Genomic DNA, 20633 nt, shown 5'->3' on the forward strand with positions numbered 1-20633 from the left:
TCATCCGTACGCGTACGCCAAGACGGTGCTGACCCGCACCTTCCAGTCCGAACGGCGCCGCCAGCTGCGCGTCGCGCTCGACCGTCCTTGAGCACGCCGGGCCCGGAAAGGTTGAAAGGAGTTCCGGGAAATCGGGAAATCGTGCTGCGCAGGCTGCCCGGCGGGCCCGCGCGGGGTGGCCGGGGCCCGCCTGCCAGAATGGGCGGATCCGTCCGCACCGACCTTGCGAGGCCGAACGCCAGTGACCCGCGCATCCCTGGACAAGCAGCCGCACGAAGTCGCCACGATGTTCGACGACGTGGCGGCCAACTACGACCTCACCAACGACGTCCTCTCCCTCGGGCAGGACCGCCGGTGGCGCAAGGAGGTCGCGAAGGCGGTCGACGCCCGTCCCGCGCAGAAGATCCTCGACCTCGCCGCCGGCACGGCCACCTCCTCGCAGCCGTTCGCGCGGGCGGGGGCGTACGTGGTGCCGTGCGACTTCTCGCTGGGGATGCTCCAGGTCGGCAAGAAGCGGCACCCGTGGATGCCGTTCACGGCCGGCGACGGCATGAACCTGCCCTTCCGCGACGACGTCTTCGACGCGGTCACGATCTCCTTCGGCCTGCGGAACATCCAGGACACGGACCAGGCGCTGCGCGAGCTGTACCGGGTGACGAAGCCGGGCGGCCGGGTCGTCATCTGCGAGTTCTCGCACCCCACCTGGGCGCCGTTCCGCACGGTGTACGAGGAGTACCTGATGCGCGCGCTGCCGCCGGTGGCCCGTGCCGTCTCCTCGAACCCCGACGCGTACGTGTACCTCGCGGAGTCCATCCAGTCCTGGCCGGACCAGCCGACCCTGGCGGGCATGCTCCAGAAGGCCGGCTGGTCGAGGGTGGCCCACCGGAACCTGACGGGTGGCATCGTGGCGCTCCACCGGGGGTTCAAGCAGGCGTAGGGCGGCTTCGGCCTACTTCTTGTACATGCCGTAGCCGCTGATTCCGGCGTACACGGCGTCGGAGACCGCCCGGTGCACGTACACGCCGTTCACCCGGTCCGTCGGCGGGGTGCGGACGGTGGTGCCGGCGGTGGTGGTGGCGGTGATCAGGGTCGCCGAGCCGCCGCCGTCGAGGTTGAGCGCGTCGATCAGGCCGAGCTCGTCGGAGTCCAGGAGCTCCCCGAAGGCGTGCAGCCAGGCGCCGTCCTCGTGGGTGGTGGTGTTGTCCGGCTGAGGCTGTCCGGTCAGGGTGACGAAGACGGTGTGGCCCCGCACGTTCGTGCCGAGGGCCACCCGCGAGTCGGTGCAGATCTCGGTGCCGGGGGTGGCGCCGGGGCTCGTGTCGCCGCAGGTGTCGGGCAGTTCGGCCGGGATGTCGCCGTTGCGCAGGAGCTGGTGGAAGGAGCTCACGACGTCCACCGACGGGTCCAGAGGGATCTCCCGGGCGAACCGGGTGTCGGTCAGCTTCTGGGAGACCTTGAGCGTGGTGCCGAGGAGCGCGTGGTCGCGCAGCCACGTGGCACCGGTGCCGACACCCTGGAGAATGCGGCCGCCGGACGGCACCCTGACCTGGGCGGTGTTGCCCTTGCCGCCGCCGCGGCTCGCGCGGGCGGCCGTCACCTTCCCCGTGGAGTCGAGGACGACCTCGTAGCCGGGGTCGTCGTCGGTGGTGACCGTCGGGTCGAGGCCGGGCTTGGGCACCGGGTACTTGTAGTCGGACGTGAACAGGACGATCTCGTCGGGGTCGGTGTAGACGCCCTTCTGCCCGGTGATCGACTCGGCGACGAGCCTGTCCTCGGCGTCACGGGCGCAGCCGCGGGCGCGGCCCGGGTCCCGGTTGATGTCGTCGAGGCGCGCGGGCGCGCCGTCGGCCGCCGTCAGGCCGAGGTCGGTGCGCAGCTTGGTGATGTACGGGACGCCGTACTGGATCACGGCCCCCGATGTGCCCTGGCCGCCGCCCCAGCAGCTGGAGCCGTGCAGGACGCCGTCGGTGACCGAGACGCTCATGTGCTGGAGGGTGACGGGACCGGCGGCCGCCAGGTCCGGGTGCGGCGTCTCCGACTTGAACAGGCTGCCGTTGACGCCCGCCACGGGGTGCCGGGAGGGCGCCGAGCTGACCCCGGCGAGCTGGTCGGCGACCGTCTCGGCCAGACCGTCGCCCGCGCCGACGGTGCTCGAAAGGTCGAGCGGCGCGGCGGTGGGGTCGATCTCGACGACCTGGAGGATGCGCGGTCTGGTGCGGTTGTCCAGGTTCTTCTCGGTCCAGTTGGTGACCGTGATGCCGGCGGGAAGCTCGGCGGCGCCCGGCACCGGGGTCTGCTCCCAGTTGGCGGCGAGCGGGCTCAGGACGCCGTCCACCGCCGTGGAGGCGGGGGCGTTGGAGGTGGTCAGGGCGAGGGTCGCGGTGAGGGCGGCGGCGACGGCGAGGGCCGGGCGCAGGGACGTGGTCACTGGCACTCCGAGGTTCCGTTGACGAGTTCGTGGGAGCGGAACGTGCCCGCGAAGGGCGCGGGGACGGTGACGCTCTGGCCGCGCAGCACGACGTACGCGCCGTACGACGTGGTGCCCTGCGTCCAGGTGCCGGTGTAGTCGGGGTTCGGGTAGAAGCAGAGGTGCTTGGCGGTCCGGTTGAACACGGACGCGGGGGCTACCTCGGGGCCGTAGCTGTTGCCGTAGTTCTGGGTCGCGGCGTCGGGGCCCGGGTCGTGGACGGTCATCGCGCCGCGCCCGTTGCGCTCGGCGAAGGTGCAGACCTGGCCGTCCTGGCAGCGCTCGTAGCCGGTGAAGCACAGGGCGCGGGTGGGCACGAGCTTGTACGAGCCGACGACCCAGCGGGTGCCGCCCTCGACGTACTCGTCGGCGTTGCCCGGCTTGACGGTCTGGAGGCCGCCGCCGTACTCGGACCTACCGTACACACAGGCCCACATACCGGTGTTGTTCTTCACGGAGAGGACGGTGCCGGCGTCCCGTTCGGCCTTGGCGCCCTCGGCGACGTCCGTGCGGGTGCCGGTTCCGCCGCTGCCGTCGTAGAGGCAGAACTGTCCGGCCGGGCAGTCGGGGAAGGCGGCGGCGTCGGCCTTCCCGGGCAGCACGAGGAAGGCCGAACAGAGCAGGGCGAGGAGGGCCGCGAGCAGCGTGCCTCTCCGTATGTGTGTACGAGTGATGGTCACGATCGATGATCTTGCCCGAGGGGTGGCCCTCCGACCAGTCCGTCACGGGCCCCCATAGACTGCCCCGGTACGTCCGTACCCCCCTTACCGTCGAGTCTCCGGGAGATCCGCCGTGACCGAGCAGCCCCTCTCCGAGCACACCGCAGATGTGATCGTCGTCGGGGCAGGCCCGGCCGGCTCCACCACCGCGTACTACCTGGCCAAGGCCGGCCTCGACGTCCTGCTCCTGGAGAAGACCGCGTTCCCCCGGGAGAAGGTCTGCGGCGACGGCCTCACCCCACGCGCCACCAAGCAGCTCGTCTCCATGGGCATCGACATCTCCGAAGAGGCCGGCTGGCTGCGGAACAGGGGCCTGCGGATCATCGGCGGCGGCGTCCGGCTCGAACTCGACTGGCCGGAGCTCGCCTCGTACCCGGACTACGGACTCGTCCGCAAGCGCGACGACTTCGACGAGCAGCTCGCCCGCCAGGCGCAGAAGGCCGGCGCCCGGCTGTACGAGCGCTGCAACGTCGGCGCGCCCGTCATCGACGACCGTACGGGCCGGATCACCGGTGTCCACGCGAAGCTGGGCGAGGAGAAGCGCGACGTCACCTTCCACGCCCCGCTGGTCGTCGCCGCCGACGGCAACTCCACCCGGCTCTCCCTCGCCATGGGCCTGCACCGGCGCGAGGACCGGCCGATGGGCGTGGCGGTGCGGACGTACTTCACCAGCCCCCGCCACGACGACGACTACCTGGAGTCCTGGCTGGAGCTGTGGGACCGGCGCGGGCCGCAGGACCGTCTTCTGCCCGGCTACGGCTGGATCTTCCCGATGGGCGACGGCACGTCCAACGTCGGCCTCGGCATCCTCAACTCCTCGAAGGCCTTCCGGGAGCTGGACTGGCGCGAGGTCCTCAAGGCCTGGTGCGCGTCCATGCCGGAGGACTGGGGCTACACCCCGGAGAACATGACGCAGCCGATCCGCGGCGCCGCCCTCCCGATGGCCTTCAACCGCCAGCCGCACTACACCAAGGGCCTGCTGCTCGTCGGTGACGCGGGCGGCCTGGTCAACCCGTTCAACGGCGAGGGCATCGCGTACGCCATGGAGTCCGGCCAGATCGCGGCCGACGTCATCGTCCAGGCACACGCCCGCGCGACCCCCGCCCAGCGCGAACTGGCCCTGCGGAACTACCCGCAGATCCTCAAGGACACCTACGGCGGCTACTACACGCTGGGCCGCGCCTTCGTGAAGCTCATCGGCAACCCGAAGGTCATGAAGATCGCGACCCAGCGCGGCCTGACCCACCCGCTCCTGATGAAGTTCACCCTCAAGATGCTGGCGAACCTCACGGACCCGACGGGCGGCGACGCGATGGACCGCATCATCAACGGCCTCTCGAAGGTGGCGCCGAAGGCGTGAACGAGCGCCGGTAGGCGGTGGGGGAGAGCCCGACGGCCAGGGTGAAGTGGCGGCGCAGGTTCGCCGCCGAGCCGAGCCCGCTCTCCTCACCGATCCGCTCCACCGGCAGGTCCGTCGACTCCAGGAGGGTCTGGGCCCGCGCCACGCGCTGCCGCAGCAGCCACTGCAGCGGGGTGGTGCCGTGGGCCTCCCGCACCCTGCGGTGGAAGGTGCGCGGGCTCATCCGGGCCCGGCGCGCGAGTTCGTCCACCGACAGGGGCTCGTGCAGGTGCTCCAGGGCCCAGTGGAGGACCGGCCCCAGGCTGTCCTCGTCGCTCGCCGGCACCGGCGCCGCCACGAACTGCGGCTGCCCGCCGGGGCGGTGCGCGGGGACGACCAGCCGCCGGGCCAGCTCGCCCACCACCGCGGCGCCGAGGTCCCTCCGTACGAGATGCAGGCACAGGTCCAGGCCGGCGGCGGCGCCCGCACTGGTGAGCACGCGTCCCTCGTCGGTGTAGAGCACCGAGGCGTCGACGGTGACCCGCGGGTGCCGGGCGGCCAGCGCGGCCGCGTAGTTCCGGTGGACGACGGCCCGGTGGCCGTCCAGGACCCCGGCCGCCGCGAGCGCGAACGCGCCGGTGCACATCGAGACCATGCGCGCCCCCGCCGCGTCCGCCTCCCGCAGGGCCGCGACGAGCTCGGCGGGCACCTCCCGGCGGCCCTCGGCCACCTCGTCCGGCACCGACGGCACGATGACCGTGTCCGCGCCGGCGAGTCCGTCGAAGCCGTGCGTGGCGTGCGGGACCGGGCCGCACACCCTCAGCGCGTACCAGGGGTCGGCCAGGTCGGTGTGCGGCACGCCGAACACCATCGAGACCGTGGACAGCTCGTACAGGTCCCACGGCGAAAGCCCGCCCCGCTCGTCGGGGACGAGGACGACGGCGACCGCTCCAGCGCTCATGCACCCGACCGTACGACACGGCACTGACACCGTGGCAGGAACCGTGCGCAGCGGGTCGGTTCCTCCGCTGTCGGCGGGATCCGCGCGCTGCGAGCGTGGAGCCATGAGCACGAAGCGCACTCCAGTGACCGTCATCGGCCTCGGGCAGATGGGCGCCGCCCTCGCGGGCGCCTTCCTCGACGCCGGCCATCCCACCACCGTCTTCAACCGCACCCCGCAGAAGGCGGCCCCGCTCGTCGCGCGGGGAGCCGTCCAGGCCGCCACCGTCGCCGAGGCCGTCGAGGCGGGCGAACTCGTCGTGGTCTGCGTCCTCGACTACCCGGCGGCCCGCGCCCTCCTCGCCCCCGCCGCCGGGGCGCTGCGCGGCCGGGTCCTGGTCAACCTCACCTCCGGTTCGCCCGAGCAGGCCCGCGAGGAGGCCGAGTGGGCCGCAGGCCACGGCGCCGGCTATCTCGACGGCGGCATCATGACCACCCCGCCGGGGGTCGGCGACAGCGACAGCATGATCCTCTACGCGGGCGGTCCGGGGCTCCTCGCCGAGCACCGGGCGACCCTGGAGGTCCTCGGCGACCCGGTCGACCTGGGCGCGGACGCGGGACTGGCCTCGCTCTACGACGCCGGGCTGCTCGGCCTGATGTGGTCGGTCTTCGGCGGCTGGCTGCACGCCACCGCGCTCGCGGGCGCGGACGGGGTGCCGGCCAAGGAGTTCACGGCGGTGTCGGTGCGCTGGCTGCGCACGGTGTCCTGGTTCCTCACCACGTACGCGGAGCAGATCGACGCGGGGGAGTACCCGGGCGACGACGCCACCATCGACGTCCAGGTCGCGACCATCGGGCACCTGCTGCACGCGGGCGAGGAGCGGGGGATCGACGGGCGGCTGCCGCGGCTGCACCTGGAGCTGATGAGGGAGGCGGTGGCGGCGGGCCACGGCGGGGACAGTTACGCCCGGATCATCGAATCCTTCCGCACATAGAACAGAACGTTCCCGAGGTGGCCAGACAGGGCAGAAGCCGTCACTCCCCCGAGGAGTGACGGCTTCTCACCGTTGAAGGCGCAGGGATCAGAGGATGCGCACGGCGCCCGAGGGAGTGTCCCAGTCCAGGGAGCGCTCGACGACGCCGGTGGACGGGTTCTGCGCGCCGACGTACTTGCCGCCGCCGACGTAGATGGCGACGTGGTACGAGCCGCTGCGGCTGCCCCAGTACAGGATGTCGCCCGGCTGCAGGTCGCTCAGGGAGACGGAGGTGCCCATGCTCGACTGCTCGTACGAGATGCGGGGCAGGTCGATGCCGGCCGCGCGGTAGGCGGCCTGGACGAGTCCGGAGCAGTCCCAGGAGTTGGGGCCGGTGCCGCCGGAGACGTACGCGTCGCCGACCTGGGCCTGGGCGAAGGCCACGATCGCGGCGGCGGAGCCGGAGGGGGCCTGCGTCCGGGTGTCGCTCTCCGAGGCGGTGGAGCCGCCGTCGTCCGACGACGAGCCGGTGTCGTTCGAGGAGCTCGTGGTGGAGAGCTGGGTGCGCACGGCGTCGCGGGAGGAGCGCTCGGCGGCCTCCTTGCGCTCCTGCTCGGCCTTGAGCCGGGCCTCTTCGGCGCGCTCGGCCGCGGCCTTGCGCTCGGCCTCGGCCTTGGCCTTCTTGGCCTCCTTGGCGGCCTTCTGCAGCGCCGCGTCCTCCAGGGTGCGGAGGTTCTGGTCGAGGGCCTCCTGCTGGGAGGCCTCGGCGGAGGCGGCGACGGCGCTGGCGAGGCCGGTGGAGGCGTCGAGCGTGCCCAGGGTGGGCATTTCGATGGTCTCGGTCACCGGCTCGGCATTCGCCGGCCCGGCAGCACCGGCCACCGCGATGGTGCCGAGGACGCCACCGGCAACTCCGGCGCGGAGCGCGAGCTTCGAGGCGCTGCGGCGGGGCTTCCGGTGGCTGGGTATGTGAGCGGTGTGGGACATGGGTACAACCGCTATCAGGGCTTCACGGTTCCCTTCAAGAAACGTGGGTTGCGCCACAGTTACGTCTGGAACCTGTGAATCCACTTGCGTGGCAACCTTATTGACGCCGTAACGGGCAAATCGGGCATGGGTCATCCGGCCGGTGATCACGGGTTTTCATTGAAACGCCCGAATTGCCCGACGCTTACCACCTCTTGACGCCGATGGCCAAGCCCTCTTCTTTTGAAGCTCCTGTGGCGTGACGCAGGTCACATCGGGCTCGTGAATCCGTGCACGTGTCCGTCGTCGCGTCCACCTCCGTCCGCCGGACCCCCCGACCGGGCGACGGCCGGATCCTTTATCACTCGGACGCACCCACCGCCAATTTGCCTGTATGGGCCATCGCTTGATAGTGCGACACCCCTTCCGAGCAGCGATTTCCGGTCCGGATGTCACAACTGGTGATCACCTGGGCGCTTCGCGCAACAAGATCACCGCTCATCCGACTTCATGATCCTTCGTCAGGTGGTGGAGATCACAAAGTCCTTGCTGTACCCCGTGTCGCAGATCACAGAGGGGCAGGCATAAGATGCGGGGCAGTCGGGCTTGTGAACTGCCTCACATGGGGGCGATCTTTCACGGTCCGGTGGTGCGGTCCAACGGTCAAGGACGACTGGAAGGAGCGAGGAGCGTGAATGCGTACGCGCCCGTCCTCGTGCTCGGTGCCCTGGGTGCGGGGTTTGCGATCTTCTCCGTGGTCATGGCCACGCTAATCGGGCCAAAGCGGTACAACAGGGCGAAGCTTGAGGCATACGAGTGCGGCATCGAACCGACGCCCACTCCCGCCGGGGGCGGTCGCTTCCCGATCAAGTACTACCTGACGGCGATGCTCTTCATCGTCTTCGACATCGAGATCGTCTTCCTCTACCCCTGGGCCGTCACCTTCGACGCCCTGGGGCTTTTCGGGCTCGTGGAGATGTTGCTCTTCGTGCTCACCGTCTTCGTCGCCTACGCGTACGTGTGGCGACGTGGCGGCCTGGAATGGGACTGAGGGGCTGAGGGGCACCTATGGGACTCGAAGAGAAACTCCCGAGCGGCTTTCTGCTGACGACGGTCGAACAGGCCGCGGGCTGGGTGCGCAAGGCGTCCGTGTTCCCCGCGACCTTCGGCCTCGCCTGCTGCGCCATCGAGATGATGACCACCGGAGCCGGCCGGTACGACCTGGCCCGCTTCGGCATGGAGGTCTTCCGCGGCTCGCCGCGCCAGGCCGACCTGATGATCGTGGCCGGCCGGGTCAGCCAGAAGATGGCGCCCGTCCTGAGGCAGGTCTACGACCAGATGCCCAACCCCAAGTGGGTCATCTCCATGGGCGTCTGCGCCTCCTCGGGCGGCATGTTCAACAACTACGCGATCGTGCAGGGCGTCGACCACATCGTGCCGGTCGACATCTACCTGCCCGGTTGCCCGCCGCGTCCGGAGATGCTCCTGGACGCGATCCTCAAGCTCCACCAGAAGATCCAGACCTCCAAGCTCGGCGTGAACGCCGAGGAGGCGGCCCGCGAGGCGGAGGAGGCCGCGCTCAAGGCGCTGCCGACGATCGAGTTGAAGGGTCTGCTCCGGTGAGTGACGAAACTCCGAACCCCGAGAAGGAGCTGAGCGAGCAGAACCTGCCCGGTCAGCGCGGGGACCACGGCGAGGAGGTCCGCGTCCAGCGCGGCATGTTCGGCGCCCAGAGCGGCGCCGACACCTCCGGCTACGGCGGCCTCGTCCGCTCGATCCGCCTCCCCGGCCCGGCCACCCGCCCGTACGGCGGCTGGTTCGACGAGGTCGCCGACGAGCTGGAGGGCGCCCTGGAGGAGCAGGGCCTCCTGCCCGGGAACGCCATCGAGAAGACGGTCGTCGACCGCGGCGAGCTCACCTTCCACATCGAGCGCGAGCACCTGGTCCGCGTGGCCCGCACCCTGCGCGACGACCCGGCGCTCCGCTTCGAGCTCTGCACCGGCGTCTCCGGCGTGCACTACCCCGGTGACAAGGGCCGCGAGCTGCACGCCGTCTACCACCTGCGCTCGCTCACCCACGGCCGGCTGATCCGCCTGGAGGTCTCGGCCCCCGACGCCGACCCGCGCATCCCGTCGCTCGTCGCCGTCTACCCGACGAACGACTGGCACGAGCGCGAGACGTACGACTTCTTCGGCATCGTCTTCGACGGCCACCCCGCCCTCACCCGGATCATGATGCCGGACGACTGGCAGGGCCACCCGCAGCGCAAGGACTACCCCCTCGGCGGCATCGCCGTCGAGTACAAGGGCGCCCAGATCCCGGCTCCGGACCAGCGGAGGTCGTACAGCTGATGTCCACCTCACACGCGTCTCCGCGCGAGACCACGGAAGGCACCGTCTACACGGTGACCGGCGGCGACTGGGAAGAGGTCGTCCAGTCCGCCGCGAAGGCCGACGACGAGCGCATCATCGTCAACATGGGCCCCCAGCACCCCTCCACCCACGGCGTGCTCCGGCTCATCCTGGAGATCGACGGCGAGACCGTCACCGAGGCCCGCTGCGGCATCGGCTACCTCCACACCGGCATCGAGAAGAACCTCGAATACCGGACCTGGACGCAGGGCACCACCTTCGTCACCCGCATGGACTACCTCACCTCGTTCTACAACGAGACGGCGTACTGCCTCGGCGTGGAGAAGCTCCTCGGCATCACCGAGCAGATCCCGGACCGCGCCAGCGTCATCCGCGTCCTGCTCATGGAGCTCAACCGGCTCTCCTCGCACCTGGTCTGCATCGCCACCGGCGGCATGGAGCTCGGCGCCACCACGATCATGATCTACGGCTTCCGGGACCGCGAGATGATCCTGGACCTGTACGAGCTGATCACGGGCCTGCGCATGAACCACGCGTTCATCCGCCCCGGCGGCCTCGCCCAGGACCTCCCGCCCGGCGCCGTCGACGCCGTCCGCGAGTTCGTGAAGACCATGAAGAAGAACCTGCCGGAGTACGACAAGCTCGCCACCGGCAACCCCATCTTCAAGGCCCGCATGCAGGACGTCGGCTACCTCGACCTCACCGGCTGCATGGCCCTCGGCGCCACCGGACCGATCCTGCGCTCGGCGGGCCTCCCGCACGACCTGCGCAAGACCGACCCGTACTGCGGCTACGAGAACTACGAGTTCGACGTCCCCACCGCCGACACCTGCGACTCCTACGGACGCTTCCTCGTCCGCCTGGAGGAGATGCGGCAGTCCCTGCGGATCGTCGAGCAGTGCCTCGACCGCCTGGCGCCCGGCCCGGTCATGGTCGGCGACAAGAAGATCGCCTGGCCCGCGCAGCTCGCGCTCGGCACCGACGGCCTCGGCAACTCCATGGACCACATCGCGAAGATCATGGGCACCTCCATGGAGGCCCTCATCCACCACTTCAAGCTGGTCACCGAGGGCTTCCGGGTCCCGGCCGGACAGGCCTACGCGGCCGTCGAGTCACCCAAGGGCGAGCTCGGCGTCCACGTCGTCTCCGACGGAGGCACCCGCCCCTACCGGGTCCACTACCGCGACCCGTCCTTCACCAACCTCCAGGCCATGGCCGCGATGTGCGAGGGCGGCCAGGTCGCCGACGTCATCGTCGCCGTCGCCTCCATCGACCCCGTGATGGGAGGCGTCGACCGATGACCGAACAGATCAGCCTGGGCATGCCCCAGCTTCCCGCCCCCGCGTACCCGGCGGACGTCCGCGCCCGCCTGGAGGAGGACGCGCGGGCGATCATCGCCCGCTACCCGGACTCCCGCTCCGCGCTCCTGCCGCTGCTGCACCTCGTGCAGTCGGAGGAGGGCTACGTGACCCGCACCGGCATGCAGTTCTGCGCCGACGTCCTCGGCCTCACCACCGCCGAGGTCACCGCCGTCGCCACCTTCTACACCATGTACCGCCGCAAGCCCTCCGGCGACTACCAGGTCGGCGTCTGCACCAACACGCTCTGCGCGGTCATGGGCGGCGACGCCATCTTCGAGGAGCTCAAGGCCCACCTCGGCGTCGGGAACAACGAGACGACCCCCGACGGCAAGGTCACCCTGGAGCACATCGAGTGCAACGCGGCCTGCGACTTCGCGCCGGTCGTGATGGTGAACTGGGAGTTCTTCGACAACCAGACGCCCGAGTCCGCCAAGAAGATGGTCGACGACCTGCGGGCCGGCCGCACCGTCGAACCCACCCGCGGCGCCCCGCTCTGCACCTTCAAGGAGACGGCCCGCATCCTCGCCGGCTTCCCCGACGAGCGCCCCGGCGCCGTCGAGGCCACCGGCGGGGCGGGACCCGCCTCCCTCGTCGGCCTGCGACTGGCCAAGGGCGAGCAGCCGCACCACCGAATCGTCCACCCGCGTGGTGAGACCTCCGGTCAGGAGGGGGAGTGATGACCTTGGCCGCCGAGATCAACAACAGCAGTCCCGAGAAGCTGCTCGCACCCGTCCTCTCGGCCTTCTGGGACCAGCCCGACTCCTGGACCCTGGAGACCTACGAGCGCCACGACGGCTACCAGGGCCTCAAGCGGGCCCTCGCGATGAGCCCCGACGACCTCATCGCGTACGTCAAGGAATCCGGCCTCCGCGGACGCGGCGGCGCGGGCTTCCCCACCGGCATGAAGTGGCAGTTCATCCCGCAGGGCGACGGCAAGCCGCACTATCTCGTCGTCAACGCCGACGAGTCCGAACCCGGCACCTGCAAGGACATCCCCCTCCTCTTCGCCAACCCGCACTCCCTCATCGAGGGCATCGTGATCGCCTGCTACGCGATCCGCTCCCACCACGCCTTCATCTACCTGCGCGGCGAGGTCGTCCCCGTCCTGCGCCGCCTCCATGAGGCCGTCCGCGAGGCCTACGCCGCCGGCTACCTCGGCACGGACATCCTCGGCAGCGGACTCGACCTCGAACTCACCGTCCACGCCGGCGCCGGCGCGTACATCTGCGGTGAGGAGACCGCGCTGCTCGACTCGCTCGAAGGGCGCCGCGGCCAGCCCCGGCTGCGACCCCCCTTCCCCGCGGTCGCCGGTCTGTACGCCTGCCCCACTGTGGTGAACAACGTCGAGTCCATCGCCTCGGTTCCCGCGATCCTGCACAAGGGCAAGGACTGGTTCACGTCCATGGGCAGCGAGAAGTCCCCCGGCTTCACGCTCTACTCGCTCAGCGGACACGTCGCCTCGCCCGGCCAGTACGAGGCCCCCCTCGGCATCACCCTGCGCCAGCTCCTCGACATGAGCGGCGGCATGCGGCCCGGTCACCGGCTCAAGTTCTGGACCCCGGGCGGCTCCTCCACCCCCATGTTCACCGACGAGCACCTCGACGTGCCCCTCGACTACGAGGGCGTCGGCGCCGCCGGGTCCATGCTCGGCACCAAGGCCCTCCAGTGCTTCGACGAGACCACCTGCGTCGTCCGGGCCGTCACCCGCTGGACCGAGTTCTACGCCCACGAGTCCTGCGGCAAGTGCACACCCTGCCGCGAGGGCACGTACTGGCTCGTCCAGCTGCTCCGCGACATCGAGCACGGGGCGGGCACCCTGTCCGACCTCGACAAGCTCAACGACATCGCCGACAACATCAACGGCAAGTCGTTCTGCGCCCTCGGCGACGGCGCCGCCTCGCCGATCTTCTCCTCCCTCAAGTACTTCCGCGAGGAGTACGAGCAGCACATCACGGGCAAGGGCTGCCCCTTCGACCCGGCCAAGTCGACCGCCTGGGCGGACAACCACAAGGAGGTGACCGCATGACCGTCATCGCGTCCACCCCCAGCGGCGGCGGCAGCGCGCCCGTACCGCCCGAGGATCTCGTCACGCTGACCATCGACGGCGCCGAGATCTCCGTCCCCAAGGGGACGCTGGTCATCCGCGCCGCCGAACAGCTCGGCATCGAGATCCCGCGCTTCTGCGACCACCCGCTCCTCGACCCCGCCGGCGCCTGCCGCCAGTGCATCGTCGAGGTCGAGGGCCAGCGCAAGCCCATGGCCTCCTGCACCATCACCTGCACCGACGGCATGGTGGTGAAGTCGCAGCTGACCAGCCCCGTCGCCGAGAAGGCCCAGCACGGGGTGATGGAGCTGCTGCTCATCAACCACCCGCTGGACTGCCCGGTCTGCGACAAGGGCGGCGAGTGCCCCCTGCAGAACCAGGCGCTGTCCCACGGACAGGCCGAGTCCCGCTTCGAGGGCGTCAAGCGGACGTACGAGAAGCCGATCCCGATCTCCACCCAGGTGCTGCTCGACCGCGAGCGGTGCGTCCTGTGCGCCCGCTGCACCCGCTTCTCCCACCAGATCGCCGGCGACCCGATGATCGAGCTCATCGAGCGCGGCGCGCTCCAGCAGGTCGGCACCGGCGAGGGCGACCCCTTCGAGTCGTACTTCTCCGGCAACACCATCCAGATCTGCCCGGTCGGCGCCCTCACCTCCGCGGCCTACCGCTTCCGCTCCCGCCCCTTCGACCTGGTCTCCTCGCCGTCCGTCTGCGAGCACTGCGCCGGCGGCTGCGCCACCCGCACCGACCACCGGCGCGGCAAGGTCATGCGGCGGCTCGCCGCCGAGGACCCGGAGGTCAACGAGGAGTGGGTCTGCGACAAGGGCCGCTTCGCCTTCCGGTACGCCCAGCAGCGCGACCGGCTCACCACCCCGCTGGTGCGCAACGAGGCGGGCGTCCTCGAACCGGCCTCCTGGCCCGAGGCCCTGGAGGCCGCCGCCCGCGGGCTCGTCCGCGGCCGGACCGGCGTCCTGACCGGCGGCCGGCTGACCGTCGAGGACTCCTACGCGTACGCCAAGTTCGCCCGGGTCGCCCTCGACACCAACGACATCGACTTCCGGGCCCGGATCCACTCCGGCGAGGAGGCCGACTTCCTGGCCTCCGTCGTCGCCGGACGCGGACGCGACCTGGACGGCAGCGGCGTCACGTACACCTCGCTCGAAGCCGCCCCCGCCGTCCTCCTCGTCGGCCTGGAGTCCGAGGAGGAGGCCCCGGGCGTCTTCCTGCGGCTCCGCAAGGCCTGGCGCAAGCACGGTCAGAAGACGTACGCGGTCGCCCCGTTCGCCACCCGGGGCCTGCAGAAGGCGGGCGGCACCCTGCTGCCGGCCGCCCCCGGCACCGAGACCGAATGGCTCGACGCCCTCACCGCCCGGGTCGGCCTCTCCGGGGACGGCGCCGCCGCGGCCGAGGCCCTCCGCCAGGAGGGCGCGGTCCTCGCCGTCGGCGAGCGGCTCGCGGGCGTGCCCGGCGCGCTCACCGCCGCCCTGCGCGCCTCCGCCACCACCGGCGCCCGCCTCGTGTGGATCCCGCGCCGCGCCGGCGAACGCGGAGCCGTCGAGGCCGGCGCGCTCCCGGCGCTGCTGCCCGGCGGCCGGCCCGCGACCGATCCCCGCGCACGTGAGGAGGTCGCCGCCGCCTGGGGCGTCCGCGAACTCCCGCACCGCTACGGGCGCGACACCGGCCAGATCGTGGAGGCCGCCGCCACCGGCGAACTCGGCGCGCTGCTCGTCGCCGGTGTCGAGGTCGCCGACCTGCCGGACCCGGCACGCGCGCGTGAGGCCCTCGACGCGGCCTTCGTGGTCTCCCTGGAGCTGCGGCCGAGCGAGGTCACCGAACGCGCCGACGTGATCCTGCCGGTCGCGGCGGTCGCCGAGAAGCCCGGCACCTTCCTCAACTGGGAGGGCAGGGCGCGGCTCTTCGAGGCCGCGCTCAAGCCCGAGCAGATGACCCGGCCGCTCGCGCCGAGCGACGCCCGCGTGCTCCACATGCTGGCCGACGCCCTCGACGCCCACCTCGGTCTGCCCGACCTGCGGTCCGCGCGGCGGGAGATGGACCGGCTCGGCGGCTGGACCGAGGAGCGGGCCTCCGAGCCCACCTCGCCCGGACAGGCCGCGCCCCGGGCCGGCGACGGCGAGGCCGTCCTCGCCGGACACCGGCTCCTGCTCGACCTCGGCCGGCTCCAGGAGGGCGACGCCGCCCTGGCCGGCACCCGGCACGCGGCGGTCGCCCGGCTCTCCGCCGCCACCGCCGCCGACACCGGGGTCAAGGACGGCGACGTCCTGGAGGTGACCGGCCCCGCGGGCTCCGTCGCCTTCCCGCTCCAGGTCACCGAGATGCCCGACCGGGTCGTCTGGCTCCCGCTGAACTCGGCGGGCCGGGGCGTCCTCTCCGACACCGGCGCCCAGCCCGGCGACCTGGTCCACATCGGTCCGGCGACGCCGCAGGAGGTGCAGGCATGACCGCGAACGTCCTCGCCGCCGAAGACCTGTCCATGTTCGGCACGGACCCCTGGTGGCTCGTCCTGATCAAGGCCGTCTTCTGCTTCGCCTTCCTGATGATCACCGTGCTGTTCTCCATCGTGTGGGAACGCAAGGTCGTCGCCTGGATGCAGCTGCGCATCGGCCCCAACCGGCACGGCCCCTGGGGCCTCCTCCAGTCCCTCGCGGACGGCATCAAGCTGATGCTCAAGGAGGACGTGATCGTCAAGAAGGCCGACAAGGTCGTCTACGTCCTCGCCCCGATCATCGCCGCGATCCCCGCCTTCATGGCGATCGCCGTGATCCCGTTCGGCCCGGCCGGCAACGAGATCTCGATCTTCGGTCACCGGACCGCGATGCAGCTCACCGACCTGCCGATCGCGATGCTGTACGTCCTCGCGGTCGCCTCCGTCGGCATCTACGGCATCGTCCTCGCCGGCTGGTCCTCCGGATCCACGTACCCGCTGCTCGGCGGTCTCCGGTCCTGCGCGCAGATGATCTCGTACGAGATCGCCATGGGCGCGGCCTTCGCCTCCGTCTTCCTCTACTCCGGGTCGATGTCGACCTCGAAGATCGTCGAGGCGCAGGCGGACCGCTGGTTCGTGATCCTGCTGCCGGTCTCGTTCATCATCTACATCGTCACGATGGTCGGCGAGACGAACCGCGCCCCCTTCGACATGCCGGAGTCCGAGGGCGACCTCGTCGGCGGCTTCAACACCGAGTACTCCTCCATCAAGTTCGCGATGTTCATGCTTGCCGAGTACGTGAACATGGTGACGGTCTCGGCCGTGTCGGTGACCCTCTTCTTGGGCGGCTGGCGGGCCCCGTACCCGGTCTCCACCTTCTGGGAGGGCGCGAACCACGGCTGGTGGCCGATGCTCTGGTTCGTCGTCAAGGTGCAGTTGCTGCTGTTCTTCTTCATCTGGCTCCGCGGCACCCTGCCCCGCGTCCGCTACGACCAGCTGATGAAGCTCGGCTGGAAGGTCCTCATCCCGGTCGCCGTGGTCTGGCTGATGCTGGTCGCCACCGTCCGCGCGCTGCGGAACGAGAACATCGCCTTCTCGAACATCGTCCTGTACGTGGCCGGCGCCGTCCTCGCGCTGCTGCTCCTCTCCTTCCTCGTCGACGTGTTCCGCGACCGGAAGGCGAAGGCGGCCGCGGACGGGCCCGCCGACGCGCGCTCCTTCGACCCGATGGCCGGCGGGTTCCCCGTACCGCCCAAGCCTGGACAGTCCCTGCCGCCCGTGCCCCGGCGCAGGTCACGGTACGACCGGGACCTCGTTGTCAGTGGCGCACCCGATACTGCTACTGCGAGTGATGGAAAGGAGACGGACGGTGTCTGATTTCCAGAATCCGGTGGCCGGATTCGGCGTGACCTTCAAGGCCATGTTCAAGAAGCGGCTGACCGAGCAGTACCCGGAGCAGCAGAAGACGACGGCGCCGCGCTTCCACGGCCGGCACCAGCTCAACCGTCACCCCGACGGTCTGGAGAAGTGCGTCGGCTGCGAGCTGTGCGCCTGGGCCTGTCCCGCCGACGCCATCTACGTGGAGGGCGCGGACAACACCGACGAGGAGCGCTACTCGCCGGGCGAGCGGTACGGCCGCGTCTACCAGATCAACTACGCCCGCTGCATCCTCTGCGGGCTGTGCATCGAGGCGTGCCCCACGCGCGCGCTGACGATGACCAACGAGTTCGAACTGGCCGACTCCTCCCGCGAGAACCTGATCTACACCAAGGAGCAGCTCCTCGCGGGCCTGGAGGAGACCATGGTCGACACCCCGCACGCGATCTTCCCGGGCATGACCGAGCAGGACTACTACCGGGGGCTCGTCGTCGAGGCGGCGCCCGGGACCGTCCGTCAGGTCGCCGTGTCCAAGGGGGAGAAGGGCGAGCCGGAGGGGGCGGACGCATGAGCGCCAACCTCGCGGCCTACGCGACCTCGACCGGTGAGGCCTTCCAGTTCTGGGTCCTCGGCACCGTCGCCGTCGTCGGCGCGCTGTCCACGATCCTGATGCGGAAGGCCGTGCACTCCGCGCTCTCCCTCGCCGGCACGATGATCGTCCTCGCGGTCTTCTACCTGGCGAACGGCGCGTACTTCCTCGGCATCGTCCAGATCGTCGTCTACACCGGCGCGATCATGATGCTCTTCCTCTTCGTCGTCATGCTGGTCGGTGTCACGGCCGCTGACTCGCTGAAGGAGACCCTCAAGGGCCAGCGCTGGCTGGCGGTCGCCTGCGGCCTCGGCTTCGGCATCCTGCTCGCCGCCGGCATCGGCAACGCCTCGCTGACGGAGTTCGCCGGACTGGGCGTGGCCAACAGCGCGCACGGCGGGAACGTCGAGGGCCTCGCCGCCCTCATCTTCACCAAGTACGTCTTCGCGTTCGAGATCACCGGCGCGCTGCTGATCACGGCGGCCGTCGGCGCGATGGTGCTGACCCACCGGGAGCGGACCGAGCGGGCCCGCACCCAGCGCGAGCTGTCCGAGCAGCGGGTCCGCGAGGGCACGCACGTGCCGCCGCTGCCCGCCCCCGGTGTGTACGCCCGGCACAACGCCGTGGACGTCGCCGGTCTGCTGCCCGACGGCACCCCGGCGGAGCTCACCGTCATGCAGACCCTGCGCAAGCGCGGCCAGATCCGGGACGTCTCCACCGAGGCCCTCTCGGACCTCAAGGCCCTGGAGCAGCGGTCGTCGGAGCGTCTGGGCCGTGAAGAGGAGGCCTCCCGGTGAACCCCGTCAACTACCTGTACCTCGCCGCCCTGCTGTTCACCATCGGTGCGGCCGGGGTCCTGATCCGGCGCAACGCGATCGTCCTGTTCATGTGCGTCGAGCTGATGCTCAACGCCTGCAACCTCGCGTTCGTCACCTTCTCCCGTATGCACGGCAATCTCGACGGCCAGGTCATCGCGTTCTTCACGATGGTCGTCGCCGCCGCGGAGGTCGTCGTCGGGCTCGCGATCATCGTGTCCGTCTTCCGTGCCCGCCACTCGGCCTCGGTCGACGACGCCAGCCTGATGAAGCTGTAAGGGGCTGACCGTGGAAAATCTCATTGCGCTGCTCATCGGGGCGCCTCTGCTCGGAGCGGCCGTTCTGCTCCTCGGGGGGCGGCGGCTCGACAGGACCGGGCACTGGATCGGCACGCTGCTCGCGGGCGTCTCCTTCCTGATCGGTCTGGCGCTCTTCGCCGACATGCTCGGCAAGAGCGCCGACGACCGGGCCCTTCACCAGCGGCTCTTCACCTGGATCCCCGTCGAGGGCTTCCAGGCGGACATGGCCTTCCAGCTCGACCAGCTGTCGATGACCTTCGTCCTGCTGATCACCGGGGTGGGCACGCTCATCCACGTCTACTCCATCGGATACATGGAGCACGACGAGCGCCGCCGCCGGTTCTTCGGCTACCTGAACCTGTTCGTCGCGGCGATGCTCCTGCTCGTCCTCGCCGACAACTACCTGCTCCTGTACTTCGGCTGGGAGGGCGTCGGCCTCGCCTCGTACCTCCTGATCGGCTTCTGGCAGCACAAGCCCACCGCGGCCACCGCCGCGAAGAAGGCCTTCCTGGTCAACCGGGTCGGCGACATGGGCCTCTCGATCGCCATCATGATCATGTTCACCACCTTCGGCACCTTCGCCTTCGGGCCGGTGCTCGCGGCGACCGGCCAGGCCTCCCAGGGCACGCTGACCGCGATCGGCCTGATGCTGCTCCTCGCCGCCTGCGGCAAGTCGGCCCAGGTGCCGCTGCAGTCCTGGCTCGGGGACGCGATGGAGGGCCCGACCCCGGTCTCGGCCCTCATCCACGCGGCCACGATGGTGACCGCCGGTGTCTACCTGATCGTCCGCTCCGCCGACATCTTCAACGCGGCGCCGGACGCCCAGCTCGTGGTCACCGTGGTCGGCGCCGTCACGCTCCTCTTCGGTGCGATCGTCGGTTGCGCGAAGGACGACATCAAGAAGGCCCTCGCCGGCTCGACGATGTCGCAGATCGGATACATGATCCTGGCGGCAGGTCTCGGCCCCATCGGCTACGTCTTCGCGATCATGCACCTGGTGACGCACGGCTTCTTCAAGGCCGGGCTGTTCCTCGGCGCGGGATCCGTCATGCACGGCATGAACGACGAGGTCGACATGCGCAAGTACGGCGGCCTGCGGAAGTACATGCCGGTCACCTTCGTCACCTTCGGCCTCGGCTACCTCGCGATCATCGGCTTCCCGGGCCTGTCCGGCTTCTTCTCCAAGGACAAGATCATCGAGGCGGCCTTCGCCAAGGGCGGCACCGAGGGCTGGATCCTCGGCACGGTCACCCTGCTGGGCGCGGCCATCACCGCGTACTACATGACCCGCGTGATGCTGATGACCTTCTTCGGCGAGAAGCGCTGGCAGCCGGCGCCCGACGCCGACGAGGCACCCGGCGCCGAGCCGGCCGCCGAGCACGCGCCGGGTGCCATGCCCCACCCGCACGAGTCGCCCAAGTCCATGGTGATCCCGATGGTCCTGCTGGCCGTCGGCTCGGTCGCCGCGGGCGCCTTCTTCGAGTTCGCCGGGTTCGTCGAGTGGCTGGAGCCGGTCACCGGCTTCGAGCACGGCCACGCGCCGATCAGCGCCGCCGCCGTCACCGCCGCCACCGTCGCCGTCATGGTGATCGGCGTCGGACTCGCGTACCTCCAGTACGGCCGCAGGCCCGTCCCGGTGGTCGCCCCGCGGGGCTCGCTGCTCACCCGGGCCGCCCGCCGCGACCTGCTCCAGGACGACTTCAACCACGCCGTCTTCGTCACCGGCGGCACCCACCTGACCCGCTCGCTGGTCTACGTCGACCACAGCCTGGTCGACGGCGTCGTCAACGGCACCGCGGCCGCCGTCGGCGGACTCTCCGGCCGGCTGCGCAAGCTCCAGAACGGCTACGCCCGCACGTACGCGGTCTCCATGTTCGGAGGTACGGCGGTGCTGATCGCCGCGACCCTGCTGATGAGGGCGGTGTGACT

General features: G+C 70.5%; 19 protein-coding genes. 15 read left to right on the plus strand and 4 right to left on the minus strand.

Annotation, left to right across the window (positions count from 1 at the left end; translation table 11 throughout):
* Positions 1-241: 241 nt before the first annotated feature.
* Positions 242-937: a demethylmenaquinone methyltransferase gene (locus tag ACZ51I_RS23175; RefSeq protein WP_468878966.1), complete on the plus strand. Its 696-nt coding sequence runs from the start codon at positions 242-244 to the stop codon at positions 935-937.
* Between the two features lie 12 nt (positions 938-949).
* On the opposite strand, the gene ACZ51I_RS23180 is transcribed toward ACZ51I_RS23175, so the two are convergent.
* Positions 950-2428, minus strand: a complete 1479-nt coding sequence (locus ACZ51I_RS23180; protein WP_468878968.1) for a phosphodiester glycosidase family protein — start codon at positions 2426-2428, stop codon at positions 950-952.
* Positions 2425-3147 carry a peptidase inhibitor family I36 protein gene (locus tag ACZ51I_RS23185; protein ID WP_468878971.1) on the minus strand — a complete coding sequence of 241 codons (723 nt, stop codon included), beginning with the start codon at positions 3145-3147 and terminating at the stop codon, positions 2425-2427. The genes ACZ51I_RS23180 and ACZ51I_RS23185 overlap by 4 nt, the downstream gene beginning before the upstream one ends.
* Positions 3148-3259: 112 nt before the next feature.
* Between ACZ51I_RS23185 and ACZ51I_RS23190 the strand changes: the two genes are divergently transcribed.
* Positions 3260-4546, plus strand: a complete 1287-nt coding sequence (locus ACZ51I_RS23190) for a geranylgeranyl reductase family protein (protein WP_468878973.1) — start codon at positions 3260-3262, stop codon at positions 4544-4546.
* On the opposite strand, the gene ACZ51I_RS23195 is transcribed toward ACZ51I_RS23190, so the two are convergent.
* Positions 4512-5486, minus strand: a complete 975-nt coding sequence (locus ACZ51I_RS23195) for a GlxA family transcriptional regulator (protein ID WP_468878976.1) — start codon at positions 5484-5486, stop codon at positions 4512-4514. The genes ACZ51I_RS23190 and ACZ51I_RS23195 overlap by 35 nt on opposite strands.
* 103 nt (positions 5487-5589) lie before the next feature.
* On the opposite strand from ACZ51I_RS23195, the gene ACZ51I_RS23200 reads away from it, so the two are divergent.
* Complete coding sequence (locus tag ACZ51I_RS23200) at positions 5590-6459, plus strand: NAD(P)-dependent oxidoreductase (protein WP_468878979.1); 870 nt, start codon at positions 5590-5592, stop codon at positions 6457-6459.
* Positions 6460-6546: 87 nt separating this feature from the next.
* Here the strand turns inward: ACZ51I_RS23200 and ACZ51I_RS23205 are convergent, their stop codons facing one another.
* On the minus strand, positions 6547-7425 hold the full coding sequence (locus tag ACZ51I_RS23205; RefSeq protein ID WP_468878981.1) for a C40 family peptidase: 879 nt from the start codon (positions 7423-7425) through the stop codon (positions 6547-6549).
* Positions 7426-8095: 670 nt separating this feature from the next.
* On the opposite strand from ACZ51I_RS23205, the gene ACZ51I_RS23210 reads away from it, so the two are divergent.
* Genes ACZ51I_RS23210 through nuoL form a run of 12 tightly spaced genes read left to right on the plus strand, consistent with a single transcriptional unit; the run spans position 8096 to position 20631 of the window.
* Positions 8096-8455: an NADH-quinone oxidoreductase subunit A gene (locus ACZ51I_RS23210; protein ID WP_019888619.1), complete on the plus strand. Its 360-nt coding sequence runs from the start codon at positions 8096-8098 to the stop codon at positions 8453-8455.
* 17 nt (positions 8456-8472) lie between these two features.
* Positions 8473-9027: a NuoB/complex I 20 kDa subunit family protein gene (locus tag ACZ51I_RS23215; RefSeq protein WP_024756031.1), complete on the plus strand. Its 555-nt coding sequence runs from the start codon at positions 8473-8475 to the stop codon at positions 9025-9027.
* Positions 9024-9755 (plus strand): NADH-quinone oxidoreductase subunit C, encoded by a 732-nt coding sequence (locus ACZ51I_RS23220; RefSeq protein ID WP_468878984.1) that lies wholly within the window; start codon positions 9024-9026, stop codon positions 9753-9755. The genes ACZ51I_RS23215 and ACZ51I_RS23220 overlap by 4 nt, the downstream gene beginning before the upstream one ends.
* Positions 9755-11077 carry an NADH-quinone oxidoreductase subunit D gene (locus tag ACZ51I_RS23225; protein WP_468878986.1) on the plus strand — a complete coding sequence of 441 codons (1323 nt, stop codon included), beginning with the start codon at positions 9755-9757 and terminating at the stop codon, positions 11075-11077. Before ACZ51I_RS23220 ends, ACZ51I_RS23225 begins: the two co-directional genes overlap by 1 nt.
* Positions 11074-11814 (plus strand): NADH-quinone oxidoreductase subunit NuoE, encoded by a 741-nt coding sequence (gene nuoE, locus ACZ51I_RS23230; protein ID WP_468878989.1) that lies wholly within the window; start codon positions 11074-11076, stop codon positions 11812-11814. Before ACZ51I_RS23225 ends, nuoE begins: the two co-directional genes overlap by 4 nt.
* Positions 11814-13163: an NADH-quinone oxidoreductase subunit NuoF gene (gene nuoF / locus ACZ51I_RS23235; RefSeq protein ID WP_468878992.1), complete on the plus strand. Its 1350-nt coding sequence runs from the start codon at positions 11814-11816 to the stop codon at positions 13161-13163. Before nuoE ends, nuoF begins: the two co-directional genes overlap by 1 nt.
* A complete protein-coding gene (locus ACZ51I_RS23240; protein ID WP_468878994.1) occupies positions 13160-15640 on the plus strand; it encodes an NADH-quinone oxidoreductase subunit G in 2481 nt (826 codons plus the stop codon). The genes nuoF and ACZ51I_RS23240 overlap by 4 nt, the downstream gene beginning before the upstream one ends.
* Positions 15637-17001, plus strand: coding sequence for an NADH-quinone oxidoreductase subunit NuoH (gene nuoH / locus ACZ51I_RS23245; RefSeq protein WP_468878997.1), 1365 nt, complete (start codon positions 15637-15639; stop codon positions 16999-17001). The genes ACZ51I_RS23240 and nuoH overlap by 4 nt, the downstream gene beginning before the upstream one ends.
* Entirely contained in the window at positions 16976-17572 is a 597-nt protein-coding gene (gene nuoI, locus ACZ51I_RS23250; protein WP_468878999.1) for an NADH-quinone oxidoreductase subunit NuoI, read from the plus strand. Before nuoH ends, nuoI begins: the two co-directional genes overlap by 26 nt.
* Positions 17569-18387 (plus strand): NADH-quinone oxidoreductase subunit J, encoded by an 819-nt coding sequence (locus tag ACZ51I_RS23255; protein ID WP_468879002.1) that lies wholly within the window; start codon positions 17569-17571, stop codon positions 18385-18387. The genes nuoI and ACZ51I_RS23255 overlap by 4 nt, the downstream gene beginning before the upstream one ends.
* Positions 18384-18683, plus strand: coding sequence for an NADH-quinone oxidoreductase subunit NuoK (gene nuoK / locus ACZ51I_RS23260; RefSeq protein ID WP_468879004.1), 300 nt, complete (start codon positions 18384-18386; stop codon positions 18681-18683). The genes ACZ51I_RS23255 and nuoK overlap by 4 nt, the downstream gene beginning before the upstream one ends.
* Positions 18684-18693: 10 nt before the next feature.
* Complete coding sequence (gene nuoL / locus ACZ51I_RS23265; RefSeq protein ID WP_468879007.1) at positions 18694-20631, plus strand: NADH-quinone oxidoreductase subunit L; 1938 nt, start codon at positions 18694-18696, stop codon at positions 20629-20631.
* Positions 20632-20633 lie beyond the last annotated feature (2 nt).

The organism is Streptomyces sp. NPDC034084 (genome assembly GCF_055575535.1).